The sequence below is a fragment of the Pantoea sp. Sc1 genome, from assembly GCF_000255315.1.
Classification (GTDB): Bacteria; Pseudomonadota; Gammaproteobacteria; order Enterobacterales; family Enterobacteriaceae; genus Pantoea; species Pantoea anthophila.
Genome location: NZ_AJFP01000001.1, coordinates 2,236,985 through 2,254,117 on the forward strand (window position 1 = coordinate 2,236,985; position 17,133 = coordinate 2,254,117).

Genomic DNA, 17,133 nt, shown 5'->3' on the forward strand with positions numbered 1-17,133 from the left:
GACACCGTCCGGGAGCGAAACGTTTCTCTGACGACAGCGAAGAGGTTCAGGATAACGCTGCAGTAAAAACCGCGAAAAAAAGCCACTGACGGGCGATTCGCGCCGGGAGCGCAAAAACCGGCTTTTATCGTGGCAGGCAAAGCGGTTTTTTGCCGGTTCTGCCGTTGAGGATGAAACATTCACGCGCAGCCAGAGACGGGATAATGGCTGTGGACAGTGGTAAAAAAATAAAACTACGAATTTTCATTACGTTTACGGTGCGTTAGTCTGATTTTCACCTTTTCTTACCTGCCCGATCTGGACAGGCAAGGCCCGCCCCCTATACTGAGCACTCCTTTGTTACTTCTATCTGTTATGGCAATGATGACTGCGCACGATTACCTGCTTAAATTCCGCAAAGTAAATAATTCAGACAGTCTGGAAAAGCTTTTCGACCACCTCAACTACTCACTGACGAATGATATCGAGCTTATCAACATGTATCGGGCTGCCGACCACCGGCGTGCTGAGCTGGTCTCCGGCGGACGCCTGTACGATCTCGGCTGTGTTCCGAAAACAGTGTGGCGTTACGTGGTCTGACTTTCTGCTGTTAACCGCTCTTTTACCCCCTGACCTGTCCGGATGGGCGAGCCCTTCCGGACATGTTATCCTGCTGCGTTTCGACTCTCCGAGACAGGAATAACTCCCGATGAATGAACAGGTTGCTGCGCCACGTATTGGCGGCTGGCTTTTGCTGCCGCTGGCCTGGCTGATAATGACTCTGTTAACCACCGTTCTGGTGCTGGCGATGTATCTCACCCCGCTGTTCAATGCTGAATGGCGTGTGGCGCTCTTTTCGCACGGCAGCACACTCTTCTCCTACTGGGCCATTTCCCTGCTTACGGCCGTCGCGGTCTGGGCCTACAGCCTCTGGATCAGCTGGCTGTTCTTCAAGCGATCGCATCGCCTGCCGCGTCACTACCTGCTCTGGCTGCTGATTACGGTGCTGTTAGCGCTGAAAACTTTTGCGTTCACGCCGGTTGCCGACAGCCGTGCGCTGCAGACGCTGCTGTTGTCGCTGCTGGCCGCTGCGGTTTTCGCGCCCTATTTCAAACGTTCAAAACGGGTGAAAGCGACCTTCATTGCGCCGTAACGCTGTGAGTTATGTCAGGAATTTAATTCTGAGTGCGGTCTGCCGCTCTGCCGATGGCGCGGGTGTTGAGATACGCCGCGCTATCAATGATAATAAGCCGCTTTCTGGCTCCCAGGCGAAAAAAATGATCGATTATCTGCTTCTCTTTGTTGGCACCGTGCTGGTGAATAACTTCGTTTTAGTGAAGTTTCTCGGCCTCTGTCCTTTTATGGGCGTTTCCAAAAAACTGGAAACGGCGATTGGCATGGGCCTCGCCACGACTTTCGTGATCACGCTGGCCTCGATCTGCGCCTGGCTGGTCAACCATCTGATCCTGCTGCCGCTGGATCTGGTCTATCTGCGTACCATGGCCTATATCCTGGTGATCGCCGTCGTTGTGCAGTTCACCGAGATGGTGGTGCGTAAAACCAGCCCGTCGCTCTATCGTCTGCTGGGGATCTTTCTGCCGCTGATCACCACCAACTGTGCGGTGCTGGGCGTGCCTTTGCTGAGCGTCAACCTCAACCACACCTTTATGCAGGCCGCGCTCTATGGCTTCAGCGCCTCTATCGGCTTCTCGCTGGTCATGGTGCTGTTCGCCGGTATGCGTGAGCGGCTGGTGCTGGCCAATGTTCCCGCCCCGTTTAAAGGTAACTCCATCGCCCTGATTACCGCGGGCCTGATGGCACTGGCCTTTATGGGCTTCAGCGGGCTGGTGAAATTCTGATGACCGCGATCTGGATTGCTATTGCTGTACTGAGTGCGCTGAGCCTGGTGTTCGGCGGCCTGCTGGGTTACGCCTCGCGCCGCTTTGAGGTGGAAGAAGATCCCATTGTTGAGCAGATTGATGCCGTTCTGCCGCAGAGCCAGTGCGGCCAGTGCGGCTATCCTGGCTGCCGTCCCTATGCCGATGCGGTCGGTAATAACGGTGAAGCGATCAACAAGTGCGCGCCGGGCGGTGAGCAGACCATGCTCAAGCTGGCGGCCCTGCTTAACGTTGAACCGCAGCCCATCGATGGCGACGAAACGGCGAAAGAGCCGGTGCGCACCGTGGCCTTTATTGATGAAGCCAACTGTATTGGCTGCACCAAATGTATTCAGGCCTGTCCGGTGGATGCGATTGTCGGGGCCACCCGCGCCATGCACACCGTGCTGAGCGATGTCTGCACCGGCTGCGATCTCTGTGTCGCCCCCTGCCCGACTGACTGCATCGAAATGCGTCCGGTTGCCACCACGCCAGCTAACTGGAAGTGGGATTTGAATACCATTCCTGTACGGGTGATCCCGGTAGAAACTCATGCTTAATCTGTTTAACTTCCTGAAAAAAGAGAAGGTCTGGGATTTTCAGGGCGGCATTCATCCGCCCGAAATGAAAACCCAGTCCAACGGCACACCGCTGAGCGAACTGCCCCTGCCGGACCGTTTCGTTATTCCGTTAAAACAGCATATCGGCCATGAAGGCGAGATCTGCGTGGCGCCTGGCGATAAGGTGCTGCGCGGTCAGCCGCTGACGTTTGGAACCGGCCGTATGCTGCCGGTTCATGCGCCCACCTCCGGGGTGATTGATGCGATTGGCCAGCACATGACCGCGCATCCTTCCGGTCTGTCCGAACTCTGCATCTTTATGACGCCCGATGGCGAAGATCGCTGGGTGCCGCTCGATCCCCTGCCTGACTATCGCCAGCATCCGCGCGCCGATATTGTGCAGCGCATTCACGATGCAGGTGTGGCGGGCCTGGGTGGCGCGGGCTTCCCGACCGCCACGAAACTGAAAGGCGGCCTGCGCGGGGTAAAAACCCTGATTATCAATGCGGCAGAGTGCGAGCCTTACATCACCGCGGACGATCGCCTGATGCAGGATTATGCCGCCGAGGTGCTGGAAGGCAGCCGCATTCTCGGCTGGGTGCTACAGGCTGAGCGGGTGCTGATCGGCATCGAAGATAACAAACCCGAAGCGATTGCCGCCCTGAAGCAGGCGCTGGGCAGTGAGCGTGATCTGCAAATCCGGGTGATCCCGACCAAATACCCCTCGGGCGGTGCCAAGCAGCTGACCCGCATCCTGACCGGCAAGGAAGTGCCACACGGCGGGCGCTCAACCGATATCGGCGTGCTGATGCAGAACGTTGGCACCGCCTGGGCGGTGAAGCGCGCCATTATCAACGGCGAACCGATTACCGAACGCGTGGTCACCCTGACCGGTGAAGCAATTGCTCAGCCGCGTAACGTCTGGAGCCGTCTGGGTACCCCTATCAGTCATCTGCTGCATCAGGTGGGATTCACCCCTGCGCCGCGCCAGATGGTGATCATGGGCGGTCCGCTGATGGGCTTTACCCTGCCGTCGCTGGATGTGCCGGTGGTGAAAATTACTAACTGTATTCTGGCGCCTTCAGCCAGTGAGATGGGCAACAACGACGAAGAGCAGTCCTGCATTCGCTGTTCAGCCTGCGCCGATGCCTGTCCGGCGAAGCTGCTGCCACAGCAGCTCTACTGGTTCAGCCAGGGCGGCGATCACGATAAAGCGCGCGCTCACCATATCGATGACTGCATTGAGTGCGGTGCCTGCGCCTATGTCTGCCCGAGTAACATCCCGCTGGTGCAATATTACCGGCAGGAAAAAGCGGAACTGCGCGCCATCGATCTGGAAGCCAAACGCACGCTGGAAGCGAAAGCGCGCTTTGAAGCGCGTCAGGCGCGACTGGAGCGTGAAAAGCAGGCCCGCGAAGCACGGCACGAAGAGGCGAAGCAGCGGGTGGCTCGTACGGATAACGGTGAACTGGCCGCCGCAAAAGCGCGGGTGAACGCGCGTCCGGCTGCCCAGCCGGATGAAGCGACGCTTGAGGCGCAGCGTGAAGCCCGCCACGCGCAGGCGCGTCTGCGTCAGGCCGAGGCGCAGGCTGAAACCCAGCCGGTCACGCGTCAGACCACCGATCCGCGTAAAGCGGCGGTGGAAGCGGCGATTGCCCGCGCCAAAGCGAAGAAAGCCGCGCAGGCGGACAATGCGGAAGCGTCCACGCAGGCTGTCACCGACAGCGCCGCAGACGCACCGGCTGAAACCGACCCGCGCAAGGCCGCCGTGCAGGCCGCCATTGCCCGCGCCAAAGCGAAGAAAGCCGCGCAGGCGGACAATACTGAAGCGTCCACGCAGGCTGTCACCGACAGCGCCGCAGACGCACCGGCAGAAACCGATCCGCGTAAGGCCGCCGTGCAGGCTGCCATCGCCCGGGCCAAAGCGAAGAAAGCCGCGCAGGCCGAGAATGCGGAAGCGTCCACGCAGGCTGTCACTGACAGCGCCGCAGACGCACCGGCTGAAACCGATCCGCGTAAGGCCGCCGTGCAGGCCGCCATCGCCCGCGCCAAAGCGAAGAAAGCCGCGCAGGCGGACAATGCGGAAGCGTCCACGCAGGCTGTCACTGACAGCGCCGCAGACGCACCGGCTGAAACCGATCCGCGTAAAGCCGCCGTGCAGGCCGCCATTGCCCGGGCTAAAGCGAAGAAAGCCGCACAGGCGCAGCACGCTGAACCCGCTACGCCCGCCACCGACAGCGCCCCTGAGCCCTCACAGGCGGAACAGGAGGCGGACGCCGCGTCACGCGACGCCGCCGCGCTGGCGACCGCCGCGCATTTTGCGGTGGAGAAAGCGGAGCAGGCTCAGGAGCAGGCAAACAATGCGAATGCCGAACCTGAACAGGCACCTGAACTGAATCAACCCGATGATGCGCGCAAAGCCGCTATTGCTGCCGCCATCGCCCGTGCCAAAGCGCGTAAAGCGCAGTCGTCTACGACGCTTGAGGATTAAATGGCTTTTCGTATCGCAAGTTCTCCCTACACCCATAATCGCCGCAGCACCGGCAATATCATGATGCTGGTGGTGCTGGCTGCGCTGCCCGGTTTTGCCGCACAGTGTTATTTCTTTGGCTACGGCACCCTGTTACAGGTTTTACTGGCGACGCTCACCGCCTGGCTGACCGAAGCGGCGATTCTGCGGCTGCGCAAAGCGCCGGTTGCCAGCACGCTGGCAGATAACTCAGCGCTGCTGACCGCCGTGCTGATCGGCATCAGCCTGCCGCCGCTGGCGCCCTGGTGGCTGGTGGTCGTCGGTACGCTTTTTGCCGTGGTCATTGCGAAACAGCTGTATGGCGGGCTGGGTCAGAACCCCTTTAATCCGGCAATGGTTGGCTATGTGGTGCTGCTGATCTCCTTCCCGGTGCAGATGACCAGCTGGCTGCCGCCCGATACCCTTCAGGCGATCAAACCCAGCCTGCTCGACAGCCTGAGCATGGTTTTCCGCGGACATACCCTGGCGGGCGATACCATGCAGCAGCTGCAGATGGGTGTGGATGGCATCAGCCAGGCGACCCCGCTGGATACCTTCAAAACCGGCTTACGCGCGGGTCACAGCGCTGAACACCTGCTGGCCCAGCCGATTTACAGCGGCGTGCTGGCGGGTCTCGGCTGGCAGTGGGTCAACGTCGGCTATCTGGCGGGCGGCCTGTTCCTGCTGTGGAAAAATGCCATCCGCTGGCATATTCCTGCGGCGATGCTGCTGTCGCTGGCCGTCTGCGCCACGCTGGGCTGGTTCTTTTCACCGGACTCGCTCAACAGCCCGCTGATCCACCTGTTCTCCGGTGCCACCATGCTGGGCGCGTTCTTTATTGCGACCGATCCGGTAACAGCCTCAACCACTAACCGGGGCCGCCTGATTTATGGTGCGCTGATTGGCCTGCTGGTCTGGCTGATCCGCAGCTTCGGCGGCTATCCCGATGGCGTCGCCTTTGCCGTGTTGCTGGCGAATATCTGCGTGCCGCTTATCGACTACTACACCCAGCCGCGCGTTTACGGCCATCAGAAGGATTAAGCGATGCTGGAGACGATTCGTAAAAATGGGGTAACGCTGGCGATGTTTGCCGCGATCACCACTGCGGCGACCGCCGTGGTGAACACCGTGACTAAACCCACGGTCGAACATCAGACGCAGTTACAGCAGAAAAACCTGCTGGATCAGGTGGTTCCGACCACGCTTTATGACAATAACATTCAGCAGGATTGTTACGTTGTCACCGATCCGGCACTGGGTAACAGCGCGCCCCATCACCTCTATCTGGCGCGCAAAGGCGCTCGGCCGGTGGCTGCCGCACTGGAGACCACTGCGCCTGACGGCTATTCTGGTGCCATACAGATGCTGGTCGGTGCCGATTTCCAGGGTAAAGTACTGGGCGTGCGGGTGATTGAACATCATGAAACGCCCGGCCTGGGCGACAAGATCGAACTGCGGATTTCTGACTGGATCAACAGCTTTAACGGCAAAGTGGTTCAGGGACCCGGCGATAAGGCCTTTGCTGTGAAAAAAGATGGCGGCGAGTTCGATCAGTTTACCGGCGCCACCATTACCCCGCGCGCGGTGGTCAATGCCACCAAACGCACCGCGCTGTTAATGAAAACGCTGCCGGAGAAACTTTCTTCGTTACCGCAATGTGGAGACGCAAATGAGTGAAGCTAAAAGTCTGCTGGTTGGCGGATTGTGGAAGAACAACTCGGCGCTGGTGCAGCTGCTGGGCCTCTGTCCGCTGCTGGCGGTCACCGCAACGGCCACCAATGCGCTCGGTCTGGGGCTGGCGACCACGCTGGTGCTGACCCTGACCAACAGTTTTATTTCGGCCTCGCGCCGCTGGGTCCCTTCGGAAATCCGCATCCCGATCTACGTGATGATCATCGCTTCGGTGGTGAGTTGCGTGCAGATGCTGATTAACGCCTATGCCTATGGACTCTATCAGTCTCTGGGGATCTTTATCCCGCTGATCGTGACCAACTGCATCGTGGTGGGCCGTGCCGAAGCCGTGGCCTCTAAAAGCAGCATTCCGCTGGCGGCGCTCGATGGTTTCGCCATCGGCATGGGCGCGACCTGCGCCATGGTGGTGCTGGGCTCGCTGCGCGAAATTATCGGCAGCGGCACCCTGTTCAACGGCGCCGATCAGCTGCTGGGGCCGTGGGCAAAATCGCTGCGCATTGAAGTGGTCCATTTTGATTCGCCGATGCTGCTGGCCATGCTGCCGCCTGGCGCGTTTATTGGCCTCGGCATGATGCTGGCGGGCAAATACCTGATCGATCAGAAGATGAAGCAGCGCGCGGCACTGCGTGCTGAAGCCGCGGCCAGCGCCGCACCGCAGGGCGCAGCCGGGAAAGCCGTGTGAATCAGACGAAACGCACCGAGATCCTGCGGCGTCTGCAGGAACATAATCCGCATCCGACCACCGAGCTTCACTTCAGCTCGCCGTTTGAACTGCTGATTGCGGTCCTGCTTTCCGCGCAGGCGACCGATGTCAGCGTCAATAAAGCCACCGCGAAACTCTATCCGGTGGCCAACACCCCTGCCGCCATGCTGGCGCTGGGAGTGGATGGCGTGAAGTCCTATATCAAAACCATCGGCCTGTTTAACAGCAAAGCGGAAAACGTCATCAAGACCTGCCGCATTCTGCTGGAACAGCACAACGGCGAGGTGCCGGAAGATCGCGCGGCGCTGGAAGCGCTGCCAGGCGTCGGCCGCAAAACCGCCAACGTGGTCCTCAACACCGCCTTTGGCTGGCCAACCATCGCTGTCGACACCCATATCTTTCGCGTCAGCAACCGCACCCGGTTTGCTCCCGGTAAAAACGTGGAGGAGGTCGAACAGAAGCTGCTGAAAGTGGTTCCGGCGGCGTATAAGGTCGATTGTCATCACTGGCTGATTCTGCACGGCCGCTACACCTGCGTGGCGCGCAAACCGCGCTGTGGCTCCTGCCTGATTGAGGATCTCTGCGAGTATCCGGAAAAAACGGACTGACCCGCTGCGGCGGGTTTTTTTATGGCCTGATTGCCCTCTGCTTCTCTCTCAGCCACCGCCCTCCCTGCCGTTCTGAATAACGTCACAGTTTGTCGGGTTGTTACCTCGCTGTTGATGATGGAAAATCGCCGCCCCTGACGATAAGAAAATGTTATGACCCGGTGAGTAAAGCAACGAATGAACGGCCTCCTGCTGCGAGGCATCCTCTGCGCCAGTTCCTGGCGCGACTCTGGCCGCACCCGCTGGCGGTCACGCAAAAGCATATCCTGTTCGCCGCGCTGGGCGCCGGCTGCGGATTGATGCTGACCAGCCTGCTGAGCCACTGGATGCTGGGTGAGCTGAACCTCTGGTTTGTCGCGCCGGTCGGCGCCTCGGCCGTGTTACTGTTTGGTGTGCCCGCCAGTCCACTGGCGCAGCCGTGGGCCATCGTCGGCGGCAACAGCCTGTCAGCGCTAGCGGGCGTGACCGTCAGCCTGCTGATCCCCGATCCGGCAATCGCCTGCGGCGTGGCAGCCTGTGTGGCGATCCTGCTGATGTTTCAGCTGCGCTGCCTGCATCCGCCCGGCGGCGCGGTGGCGCTGACCGCCATTCTGGGCGGACCTGCGGTGCAGCAGCTGGGCTATCAGTTTGTTCTGACGCCGGTTCTGCTCAACTCCCTGACGCTCGCGCTGCTGGCGCTGCTGTTTAATAATCTGGCCGGTCGCCGCTATCCGCATCCGCTGGCTCCCGCAGAGAGTAAACCTGAGCCGGTGGCGATGCCGGTGCCGCTGACCCGCGCCGATCTGCATCAGGCGATGCAGGGCGGTGAACTGCTGGATATTGATGAAGAGGATCTGCAGGCCCTGCTGCTGCGCGCTGAACAGATCGCGCAGCGCCGCCAGCTGAATCGCTGACGGTTATCATCGCGCCCGCCCGGCTATCCGTGACGGTGTCACCTGATAAAGCCTGTCAGCGCTGCGCCAGCGCGGCCTGCATCCACGCGACCACCAGCGGAGCGTCTTTCTCCTGCAGGGCGGCGCGCTCTGACTGAAACAGCGTCGCGACAAAGAAGGGATGGTCGGGCAGCTCTACGCCGCGCACCTCACCCGCCTCGTCCCAGGCGGTAATGCGCAGCGTGTTCTCGCCCAGTGCGGTACTGAATGCCGGGTTGACGCCAAAGTTGCAGTGGTAGCCTTCATCGCTGCTGAGCGCCCCATAGGCCAGGGCGATACGGGAGTTCGCTTCAAATCTTACTGTGCCGCGCTTCTCCACCAGCGAACAACTCAGTGGCGTAATCACCTGTCGCCCGCCCGTTTCCGTTTCGGCGTGACGCGCATCCTGCCAATCCAGCACATTGCGCGCGTATTCGATGACCGCATACTGAAATCCGCCGCAGGAACCGAGGAAAGGTTTGCCGCTTTCCCGCGCCCGGCGAATGGTGTCGAAGACACCCGCGTCATTATGATAAGGACTGCCCGGCACGACCCAGATAGCATCGCTCTGCGCCAGATGCGCCTCGCTAAGCTGTTCAGTGGGGATCCATTCTGCTTCCGCAGTGATGTTCAGCCGACGGGCGGCACGTTCAATCGCAAGGGGAATAGCCTGATGGGCAACCGCACTGGCGCGGTAATCACCGACCAGTGATAAACGCAGGGAGGAGGACATAGCGAGTTCCTGTAAGGGGAAATTGAGAGGCTACAGGAATGTGAATATTCTGTCGAGCGTGCTCAGCAACACGGGTTTTCGTACCCGCCAGCCCCGCGCAATCGATTTCTTGTTTTACTTTCTGAAATAAATCGCCGTTTTGTGTTCCGGATCGTCACCCGGACGCTTTTTCATCAATGCGGCAGGCTTAACGTTTTAATTTTCGGCAGATCGCCTGGGGAATAGCCATCTTCTGCCGGTTAGTGCTGCTGAATTATCATCCGGCAAACGTTTAATCTGCATAAGGCGCCATTAGCAGTTAATATTAATTTCATCCAGTAAGCCGCCCTCATTTGGCATTTTTATACTGAAGTGATATTTGAGATCAATATTAAAATCTGCCTCATCGTTTATTGTAAGATTTTTAACCTGACATTATCAGGTTACACGGGGTGTCAGAAAACTCTTGCCCTGCTGCCCGTAATCAGCCAAATTAGTCGCCGCTCCTCCCTTCTGATAACAATTTTGCGCATGGAACACTCACATGACGCAGACTTAATTCCTGTCCCGAAACAGGATGTGACAAAACTGAGGTACAAGTGTCAACTGCAAACAAACACACTGATGAGGCTGTCAGCCTCAATGCGTTTAAACAGCCAAAGGCGTTCTACTTAATCTTTTCGATTGAGTTATGGGAACGTTTTGGCTTCTATGGCCTGCAGGCCATTATGGCGGTTTACCTGGTGAAGCAGCTGGGATTGTCTGAATCAGACTCTATTACCCTGTTCTCTTCATTCAGTGCGCTGGTTTATGGTCTGGTCGCCATCGGCGGCTGGCTCGGTGATAAGGTGCTGGGTACCAAACGCGTCATCGTACTGGGTGTGCTGGTTCTGGCGCTGGGTTATGCGCTGGTCGCCTTCTCCGGCCACAACGTCAGTATCGTCTATCTCGGTATGGCCACCATTGCCGTGGGTAGCGGCCTGTTCAAAGCGAACCCCTCTTCGCTGCTTTCGACCTGCTACGAGAAAGATGACCCGCGTCTCGACGGTGCGTTCACCATGTTCTACATGTCGATTAACATCGGTTCGCTGTTCTCGATGATGCTGACACCGTGGTTAGCCGCAAAATATGGCTACAGCGTCGCCTTCTCCCTCTGCGTCATCGGTCTGGTCATCACCCTGTTCAACTTCCTGTTCTGCAAACGCATGGTCAAAGATTACGGTTCTAAACCGGACTTTGCGCCGCTGCAGGTCGGTAAACTGCTGATGACCCTCGTGGGCGTCGTGGTGCTGGTCGCACTGGCAAACTGGATGCTGCATCACCAGGCGATTGCACGCGTGGTGCTGGCGGTGATTGCACTGGGCATCGTGCTGGTGTTTGCCAAAGAAGCCTTTGCGCTGCAGGGCGCGGCGCGTCGTAAGATGATCGTGGCCTTCCTGCTGATGGTTGAAGCGATTCTGTTCTTCGTGCTCTACATGCAGATGCCGACCTCTCTGAACTTCTTCGCTATCCGTAACGTTGAGCACACTATCTTCGGCATTACCTTTGCTCCGGAGCAGTTCCAGGCGCTGAACCCGTTCTGGATCATGCTGGCCAGCCCGCTGCTGGCGTCGCTCTACAACAAACTGGGCGATAAGCTGCCGATGCCGCACAAATTTGCCTTTGGCATGGTGCTCTGCTCCGCCGCGTTCCTGGTGCTGCCGCTGGGCGCGAAGTTTGCCAGCGATGCCGGTATCGTTTCTGTGAACTGGCTGATCCTGAGCTATGCGCTGCAGAGTATCGGTGAGCTGATGATCTCCGGTCTCGGCCTGGCGATGGTCGCGCAGCTGGTGCCTCAGCGTCTGATGGGCTTTATCATGGGCTCCTGGTTCCTGACCACCGCCGGTGCGGCGGTGATTGCCGGTAAAGTCGCTAACCTGATGGCTGTGCCTGAAAACGTGACCGATCCGCTGATTTCACTGGCAACCTACAGCCGTGTGTTCCAGGAGATTGGTATCACTACGGCAGTGATCGCCGTGCTGATGCTGATTACTGCGCCGCTGCTGAACCGCATGACGCAGGACTCTGAAGCAAAAGCCCGGGATGTGCAGGCCTGACAGCCACCCTGTCATCTCTCAGCCGGGCTCTGCCCGGCTTTTTTATGGCTGACGTCTCCCCCTGATTATTCCCTGATCCCTGTCACTGGTAATTCTGCTCTGAGCATTTACTATGCAGTAACCCCATTGCCACAAGGAGACCGGGTTATGAAACTGTTTTGCAAAGCGGGTGCCTGTTCGCTCTCACCTCACATTGTCATGCGCGAATGCGGGCTCGACTTCACCCAGGTCAGCGTTGATCTGGCTACAAAGCTCACCGAACGCGGCGACGACTTTCGCCAGATCAATCCCAAAGGTCAGGTACCCGCCCTGCAGCTCAGCGATGGCACCGTGCTGACGGAAGGCGTCGCCATTGTGCAGTACCTGGCGGATCTCAAACCCGATCGCCACCTGCTGGCACCGGTTGGCAGCCTGACGCGCTACCAGACCGTTGCGTGGCTCAGCTACGTTGGCAGCGAGCTGCATAAAAGTTTCGGGCCGCTGTTCCGGCCGGGTTACTCTGACGAGGTAAAAGCGCAGACCCGCAGTCAGCTGGAAGCAAAATTTCGTTTTGTCGATGAATCACTGCGTGACAGACAGTGGCTGATGGGGCTGCACTTCAGCGTGGCCGATGCGTATCTCTTCGTGGTGACGCGCTGGGCAAACGCGCTGGGGCTGGATCTGTCTGAGTATACGGCGCTGAAGGCGTGGTTTGAGCGGGTTGCAGAGCGGCCTGCGGTGCAGGCGGCACTCAGGGCCGAAGGATTAGCCTGAGTGAACAGGGCCGGATAACCGGCCCTGATGCGTTACAGCTTTTCAGCAGCAAAGTGCTGGGTAGGATGGGCGATGGCATCCTGTGCTGCCACCAGCTGCAACTCATACTCACCCATCTGATGGGTTTTCAGCATCACCTCATAAACCGCAGCGGTGACGTGCTCCAGCGCATCCTGCAGCGATTTACCGTGCAGCAGATTAACCAGCAGCAGTCCGCTGGTCAGATCCCCCACCCCGACCGGCTGACGGACGCCAAAGTCCACCAGCGGACGGCTGATGTGCCAGGCATCCTCTGCCGTCACCAGCAGCATCTCAAAGCGATCGCTGCGACGTCCCGCACGCGCCAGATGTTTCACCAGCACCACGCGCGGCCCCTGAGCGATCAGCGCCCGTGCTGCGTCCACCGCCGCGTCTACATCGGTGACGGTGCGTTCGCTCAGCATCTCCAGCTCCAGCAGGTTCGGCGCGATGATGTCGCTGGCAGGCATCGCCATTTTGCAGTGAAACTCTGCCACGCCCGGGGCGACGATACAGCCTTTCTCCGGATGGCCCATCACCGGATCGCAGAAGTACCAGGCGTTCGGGTTGGCCGCTTTGACCTGACGGACAATCTCCAGAATCTGCTCGCCCTGCTCCGCCGAGCCGAGATAGCCGCTCAGCACCGCGTCACAGGTCTTCAGACGGTCGATGTCCGCAATGCCTTTCACGATGTCGGTTAAGTGCGTTGCTGGCATCACCGTGCCGGTCCAGTGGCCATATTGCGTATGGTTGGAAAACTGCACGGTATTCAGCGGCCAGACGTTTGCACCCAGGCGGCGCATCGGAAACTCAGCCGCCGCATTCCCGGCGTGACCAAAAACAACGTGCGACTGAATCGCTAAAATATTTTTCACTTGTTTGCCCTGTCCTGCCTTGCCATAAAAAAGGGCCGGAGACCGGCCCTGAAATCTTACTGCCAGTTAATCAGGCAGTAATGTTTCTTACCGCGACGCAGCAGCGTGAAGCGGTTAAACAGTTTGTCACTGTCGCTGAAGCGGTATTCCGCGTCAGACTGCTTTTCACCGTTCAGAGAGACGGCGTTGGAGCCAATCATGGTGCGAGCCTGACCGCGTGACGGCACCAGTTCCGCTTTCACCAGCGCCTGCTGCAGATCGTCTTCAGCGCTCAGGGTGATGGTTGGCATGCCATCCTGCGCCAGCTGCTCGAAATCCGCTTCGGTCATATCGCTCACGGCGCCGGAGAAGAGGCTGGCCGTGATGCGTTTCGCCGCCGACAGACCCGCTTCGCCATGCACCAGACGCGTGACCTGCTCAGCCAGCACATACTGCGCACGTGGCGCGGTACCGCTGTTTTTGTCCTCTTCTTCCAGCGCGTTGATCTCTTCAATGCTCATGAAGGTGAAGAACTTCAGGAAGCGATAGACATCTGCGTCCGCGGTGTTGATCCAGAACTGATAGAACTTGTACGGACTGGTCTTCTTCGCATCCAGCCAGACTGCGCCGCCTTCGGTTTTACCGAACTTGGTGCCGTCAGATTTGGTGATCAGCGGCACGGTCAGGCCAAACACCTGGTTCTGATGCAGACGACGGGTCAGGTCGATACCGGAGGTGATGTTACCCCACTGATCCGATCCGCCAATCTGCAGCGAGACGCCGTGGCGCTCATTCAGGCAGGCAAAGTCATAGCCCTGCAGCAGATTGTAAGAGAACTCGGTAAAGGAGATGCCCTGATCGTCACGGTTCAGACGCTGCTTCACCGCTTCTTTGTTGATCATCTGATTGACGGAGAAGTGCTTGCCGATATCACGCAGGAAGGTCAGCACGTTCATGCTGCCAAACCAGTCGTAGTTATTGGCGGCGATTGCGCTGTTGCTGCCGCAATCGAAGTCGAGGAAGGGAGCCACCTGCTGGCGGATCTTTTCAACCCATTCACCGACGGTTTCGCTGGTATTAAGTTTACGCTCTGCGGCTTTGAAGCTCGGGTCGCCAATCAGGCCGGTTGCGCCACCGACCAGTGCCACCGGCTTGTGGCCGGCATCCTGAAAACGCTTCAGGCAGAGCAGCGGTACCAGATGGCCCAAATGCAAGCTGTCGGCTGTGGGGTCAAAGCCGCAATAGAGCGAAATTGGCCCCTGCGCCAGTTTCTCTGTCAGCGCCTCTTCATCCGTCACCTGGGCGATAAGGCCCCTCTCCTGCAATTGTTGTATCAGGTTACTGCTGGTCATTACTGACTCCAAATTGATCAGACTGCACCTAGGCTGGTACACAGCTTTCCGCCGGGATGCGGAATCGAAAAAAATCAGGGCTATAGCATAAAGCGCTGACGCTCTCTGTGCCAGCGCTGATAGGGGGGAATCGTGCAGATTCAGGGTGCCAGACGGTCGATTTTCCAGCCATCGTGATCGCGCTGGTAGATGAAGCGATCGTGCAGGCGATGTTCGCCCCCCTGCCAGAACTCCAGCGTATGAAATTTCACCCGATAGCCACCCCAGAAACTGGGCAGCGGCACGTCACCCTGCTGGAACTTCTGCTTAAGCTCAAGGAACTTCCCTTCCAGAATGCCGCGCGCCGAAATACGGCTCGACTGCTTCGACACCCAGGCCCCGATCTGACTGTCACGCGGACGGCTGTGGAAATATTTCAGCACCTCCAGCGGCGAGAGTTTTTCCACTTCGCCCAGTACCATCACCTGACGCTCCAGGTAGTGCCACGGGAAGTGCAGGCAGATGCGCGGATTGTTTGCCAGCTGTAACGCCTTGCGGCTGCCGAGGTTGGTATAGAACACCATGCCCTGCGCATCGAAGTGCTTCAGCAGCACGATACGCTGCCACGGCTGGCCCTGTTCATCGACGGTTGCGACCGTCATGGCCGTCGGATCGGGCAGTTTTGCCTCGCAGGCCTGGCTCAGCCACTGTTCAAACAGGACGACGGGATCGTCCGGCAGATCCTTCCGGCGTAATCCGCCACGGGTATATTCACGCCGCAGATGGGCAATGGTGTGTAGCGTTTCGCTGTCGCTCATAATGCTCGCCTTTTCAGATAAAGAGTCAGCTGGCAGGTTGCAGCTCACAATCGTTCACGACAATTTTATCGTTCCGTTCAATAAATGCGCCGTTGCCTTTAGACCAGAAAACATAAGTACCATCGCTGTAACGGGCACCGGATGCCGATACGGTCTGCTTCAGCGTCAGCGGCTGGCCGTCCATAATGAAACTGACCTGCTGCTGACCCTCATCCAGCGTCACGGTCAGCGGCAGCGTCCCACAGCGATAGTGCAGCGTCTGCGGCGCTGGCGGCTGTTTATGCAACAGGCTGCAACCCGACAGCAGCAGCACAGCGGCAACGATTAATCCTTTCGACATAAGCGGGTCCCCTTCACAAGTGAAGCTGGCATTATAAGAAGGATTTGGCGTGAAGTAAGTGGGAATCCGCGCCAATCGGATGAATGGCGTCGGGCAGAGAGAATTATTGTCGCTTTTCAGGCGGTTGTCTGAATGCAGAGGTCGCGTTATCAGGCTACGCTCTATGCATCTTAAGCGAGGGAAACAAACATGAAATTTGATAACGAAGATGCATTCAAGCTGGCCGTGGCGTTTATGAATCACAAAGAGAATGCCACCATTGCCAGCAGCTACTTTAAGACCTTTATCGACACCTACCAGAAGTTTGACCGCTGGCTGAGCGCCTCCGATCCGGTCAGCGCCATGAAGGCGGAAAAAGCGGCCGCCAAAGCGGGCGAAGACTCTGTCCTCTGATAGCCTCTCTCTGGCCCGGGATCGCACCGGCTTCGGGCCACTCATCCTCCCCTGCAGGAGAGCTCTCCCCGGCGCCCGCGTTCCGCGCTGCGATCTATTCTCCTGCTGACGGTTCGGACGTTAACAAAATAGCGGCCCTTATCTCCGATCTTATTTTCGCCTTTGGCTTTGTGCTTATTGTGACGGGATGCCAGCGCCGCAAAACGTCCGTGCCGACAATATAAAGTTGCAATAAATGCTATTTCCCGGACTCAGCGTCGGAAATAATCACAGTGGCCACTGTTTTTGCTTAAAAAAAACGCAACGGAGCGGGTCAGGGCCAGCAAAATTTATAAAGGCGTCTATGCTGTAAACGTCTGGATATGAATTCATGGAGAACAAAAAATGAAAATGAAATCCCTGTCAGCTATCGCATTGCTGGCTCTCTCTTTAGGCACACTGGCAGGCTGCTCTTCCAATCAATCGATTAAGACCACTGATGGCCGCACCATCGTGACCGATGGTAAACCGCAGATTGATTCAGATACCGGTCTGGTTTCTTATCGCGATGCTCAGACAGGTAAAACTGAGCAAATCAATCGCAATGAGATCAGTAATATGAGTGAACTCGATAACTAATATAAGGTGAATAAGATGAAAAAAGCGCTGATTTTACCGCTCGCCGCATTGATTGGTATGACTGTATTAACTGGCTGCACCCGCACCAGCTATGCGATTCAGACTAACGATGGACGCACCATTATTAGTGATGGCAAACCGTCAGAATCTGATGCAGGCCTGCTGGCTTACACCGATGCAAACGGCGTGAAGCAACAGATTAATAAAGCCGACGTTAAAGCGGTTTCCGAAGTACCGAATAAATAACGCTCTCTGTGGAATAAAGCCGCCTTCGGGCGGCTTTATTCTGTCTGTCAGTCGTCCGCCTCTTTTTATAAACCCCTTCTCCTTTCTCTGTTGCTGAAACAGGCGCGCTTTAATG

Annotated in this window: 20 protein-coding genes; 15 read left to right on the forward strand and 5 right to left on the reverse strand. The window is 57.9% G+C overall.

From position 1 onward, the window contains the following. The first annotated feature begins 363 nt into the window (after window positions 1-363). From ydgT to S7A_RS10350, 10 genes are all read left to right on the forward strand, one after another. Window positions 364-579, forward strand: coding sequence for a transcription modulator YdgT (ydgT, locus tag S7A_RS10305; RefSeq protein ID WP_009090339.1), 216 nt, complete (start codon window positions 364-366; stop codon window positions 577-579). Window positions 580-688: 109 nt separating this feature from the next. Next, window positions 689-1,132 carry a DUF2569 domain-containing protein gene (locus S7A_RS10310; protein ID WP_009090340.1) on the forward strand — a complete coding sequence of 148 codons (444 nt, stop codon included), beginning with the start codon at window positions 689-691 and terminating at the stop codon, window positions 1,130-1,132. A 124-nt stretch (window positions 1,133-1,256) separates the two neighbouring features. Further along, window positions 1,257-1,838 (forward strand): electron transport complex subunit RsxA, encoded by a 582-nt coding sequence (rsxA, locus tag S7A_RS10315; RefSeq protein WP_009090341.1) that lies wholly within the window; start codon window positions 1,257-1,259, stop codon window positions 1,836-1,838. After that, window positions 1,838-2,416, forward strand: a complete 579-nt coding sequence (gene rsxB / locus S7A_RS10320; protein ID WP_009090345.1) for an electron transport complex subunit RsxB — start codon at window positions 1,838-1,840, stop codon at window positions 2,414-2,416. The genes rsxA and rsxB overlap by 1 nt, the downstream gene beginning before the upstream one ends. Then, window positions 2,409-4,907, forward strand: coding sequence for an electron transport complex subunit RsxC (gene rsxC, locus S7A_RS10325; protein ID WP_009090346.1), 2,499 nt, complete (start codon window positions 2,409-2,411; stop codon window positions 4,905-4,907). The genes rsxB and rsxC overlap by 8 nt, the downstream gene beginning before the upstream one ends. Further along, window positions 4,908-5,966, forward strand: coding sequence for an electron transport complex subunit RsxD (gene rsxD, locus S7A_RS10330; protein WP_009090347.1), 1,059 nt, complete (start codon window positions 4,908-4,910; stop codon window positions 5,964-5,966). It abuts the gene before it with no gap. Between the two features lie 3 nt (window positions 5,967-5,969). Then, window positions 5,970-6,602, forward strand: coding sequence for an electron transport complex subunit RsxG (rsxG, locus tag S7A_RS10335; RefSeq protein ID WP_009090348.1), 633 nt, complete (start codon window positions 5,970-5,972; stop codon window positions 6,600-6,602). Continuing rightward, window positions 6,595-7,299 (forward strand): electron transport complex subunit E, encoded by a 705-nt coding sequence (locus tag S7A_RS10340; RefSeq protein WP_009090356.1) that lies wholly within the window; start codon window positions 6,595-6,597, stop codon window positions 7,297-7,299. Before rsxG ends, S7A_RS10340 begins: the two co-directional genes overlap by 8 nt. Next, on the forward strand, window positions 7,296-7,928 hold the full coding sequence (gene nth, locus S7A_RS10345; RefSeq protein WP_009090357.1) for an endonuclease III: 633 nt from the start codon (window positions 7,296-7,298) through the stop codon (window positions 7,926-7,928). The genes S7A_RS10340 and nth overlap by 4 nt, the downstream gene beginning before the upstream one ends. Before the next feature lie 161 nt (window positions 7,929-8,089). Further along, entirely contained in the window at window positions 8,090-8,821 is a 732-nt protein-coding gene (locus S7A_RS10350) for an HPP family protein (RefSeq protein ID WP_009090358.1), read from the forward strand. A 55-nt stretch (window positions 8,822-8,876) separates the two neighbouring features. Here the strand turns inward: S7A_RS10350 and S7A_RS10355 are convergent, their stop codons facing one another. Next, on the reverse strand, window positions 8,877-9,572 hold the full coding sequence (locus S7A_RS10355) for a CTP synthase (protein ID WP_009090359.1): 696 nt from the start codon (window positions 9,570-9,572) through the stop codon (window positions 8,877-8,879). A gap of 578 nt (window positions 9,573-10,150) precedes the next feature. Here S7A_RS10355 and dtpA point away from each other — a divergent pair. Beyond that, on the forward strand, window positions 10,151-11,647 hold the full coding sequence (gene dtpA, locus S7A_RS10360; RefSeq protein WP_009090360.1) for a dipeptide/tripeptide permease DtpA: 1,497 nt from the start codon (window positions 10,151-10,153) through the stop codon (window positions 11,645-11,647). Window positions 11,648-11,794: 147 nt separating this feature from the next. Next, complete coding sequence (gene gstA, locus S7A_RS10365) at window positions 11,795-12,400, forward strand: glutathione transferase GstA (RefSeq protein WP_009090361.1); 606 nt, start codon at window positions 11,795-11,797, stop codon at window positions 12,398-12,400. 32 nt (window positions 12,401-12,432) lie between these two features. On the opposite strand, the gene pdxY is transcribed toward gstA, so the two are convergent. The 4 genes from pdxY to S7A_RS10385 all read right to left on the reverse strand — a co-directional run bounded on the left by pdxY (window position 12,433) and on the right by S7A_RS10385 (window position 15,761). Then, the gene (pdxY, locus tag S7A_RS10370; protein WP_009090363.1) at window positions 12,433-13,293 is read right to left on the reverse strand and encodes a pyridoxal kinase PdxY; all 861 of its coding nucleotides are present in this window, start codon (window positions 13,291-13,293) and stop codon (window positions 12,433-12,435) included. A 56-nt stretch (window positions 13,294-13,349) separates the two neighbouring features. Then, on the reverse strand, window positions 13,350-14,624 hold the full coding sequence (gene tyrS / locus S7A_RS10375) for a tyrosine--tRNA ligase (RefSeq protein WP_009090365.1): 1,275 nt from the start codon (window positions 14,622-14,624) through the stop codon (window positions 13,350-13,352). A 140-nt stretch (window positions 14,625-14,764) separates the two neighbouring features. Further along, the gene (gene pdxH, locus S7A_RS10380) at window positions 14,765-15,421 is read right to left on the reverse strand and encodes a pyridoxamine 5'-phosphate oxidase (protein WP_009090367.1); all 657 of its coding nucleotides are present in this window, start codon (window positions 15,419-15,421) and stop codon (window positions 14,765-14,767) included. A gap of 25 nt (window positions 15,422-15,446) precedes the next feature. Further along, window positions 15,447-15,761, reverse strand: a complete 315-nt coding sequence (locus S7A_RS10385) for an MliC family protein (RefSeq protein WP_009090369.1) — start codon at window positions 15,759-15,761, stop codon at window positions 15,447-15,449. A 189-nt stretch (window positions 15,762-15,950) separates the two neighbouring features. Here S7A_RS10385 and S7A_RS10390 point away from each other — a divergent pair, with 189 nt between their 5' ends. The 3 genes from S7A_RS10390 (at window position 15,951) to S7A_RS10400 (ending at window position 17,018) form a co-directional block, all read left to right on the forward strand. Beyond that, window positions 15,951-16,154 carry a hypothetical protein gene (locus S7A_RS10390; RefSeq protein WP_009090370.1) on the forward strand — a complete coding sequence of 68 codons (204 nt, stop codon included), beginning with the start codon at window positions 15,951-15,953 and terminating at the stop codon, window positions 16,152-16,154. Window positions 16,155-16,538: 384 nt separating this feature from the next. Beyond that, entirely contained in the window at window positions 16,539-16,772 is a 234-nt protein-coding gene (locus S7A_RS10395; RefSeq protein ID WP_009090372.1) for a YgdI/YgdR family lipoprotein, read from the forward strand. A 15-nt stretch (window positions 16,773-16,787) separates the two neighbouring features. Continuing rightward, on the forward strand, window positions 16,788-17,018 hold the full coding sequence (locus S7A_RS10400; protein ID WP_009090374.1) for a YgdI/YgdR family lipoprotein: 231 nt from the start codon (window positions 16,788-16,790) through the stop codon (window positions 17,016-17,018). Window positions 17,019-17,133 lie beyond the last annotated feature (115 nt).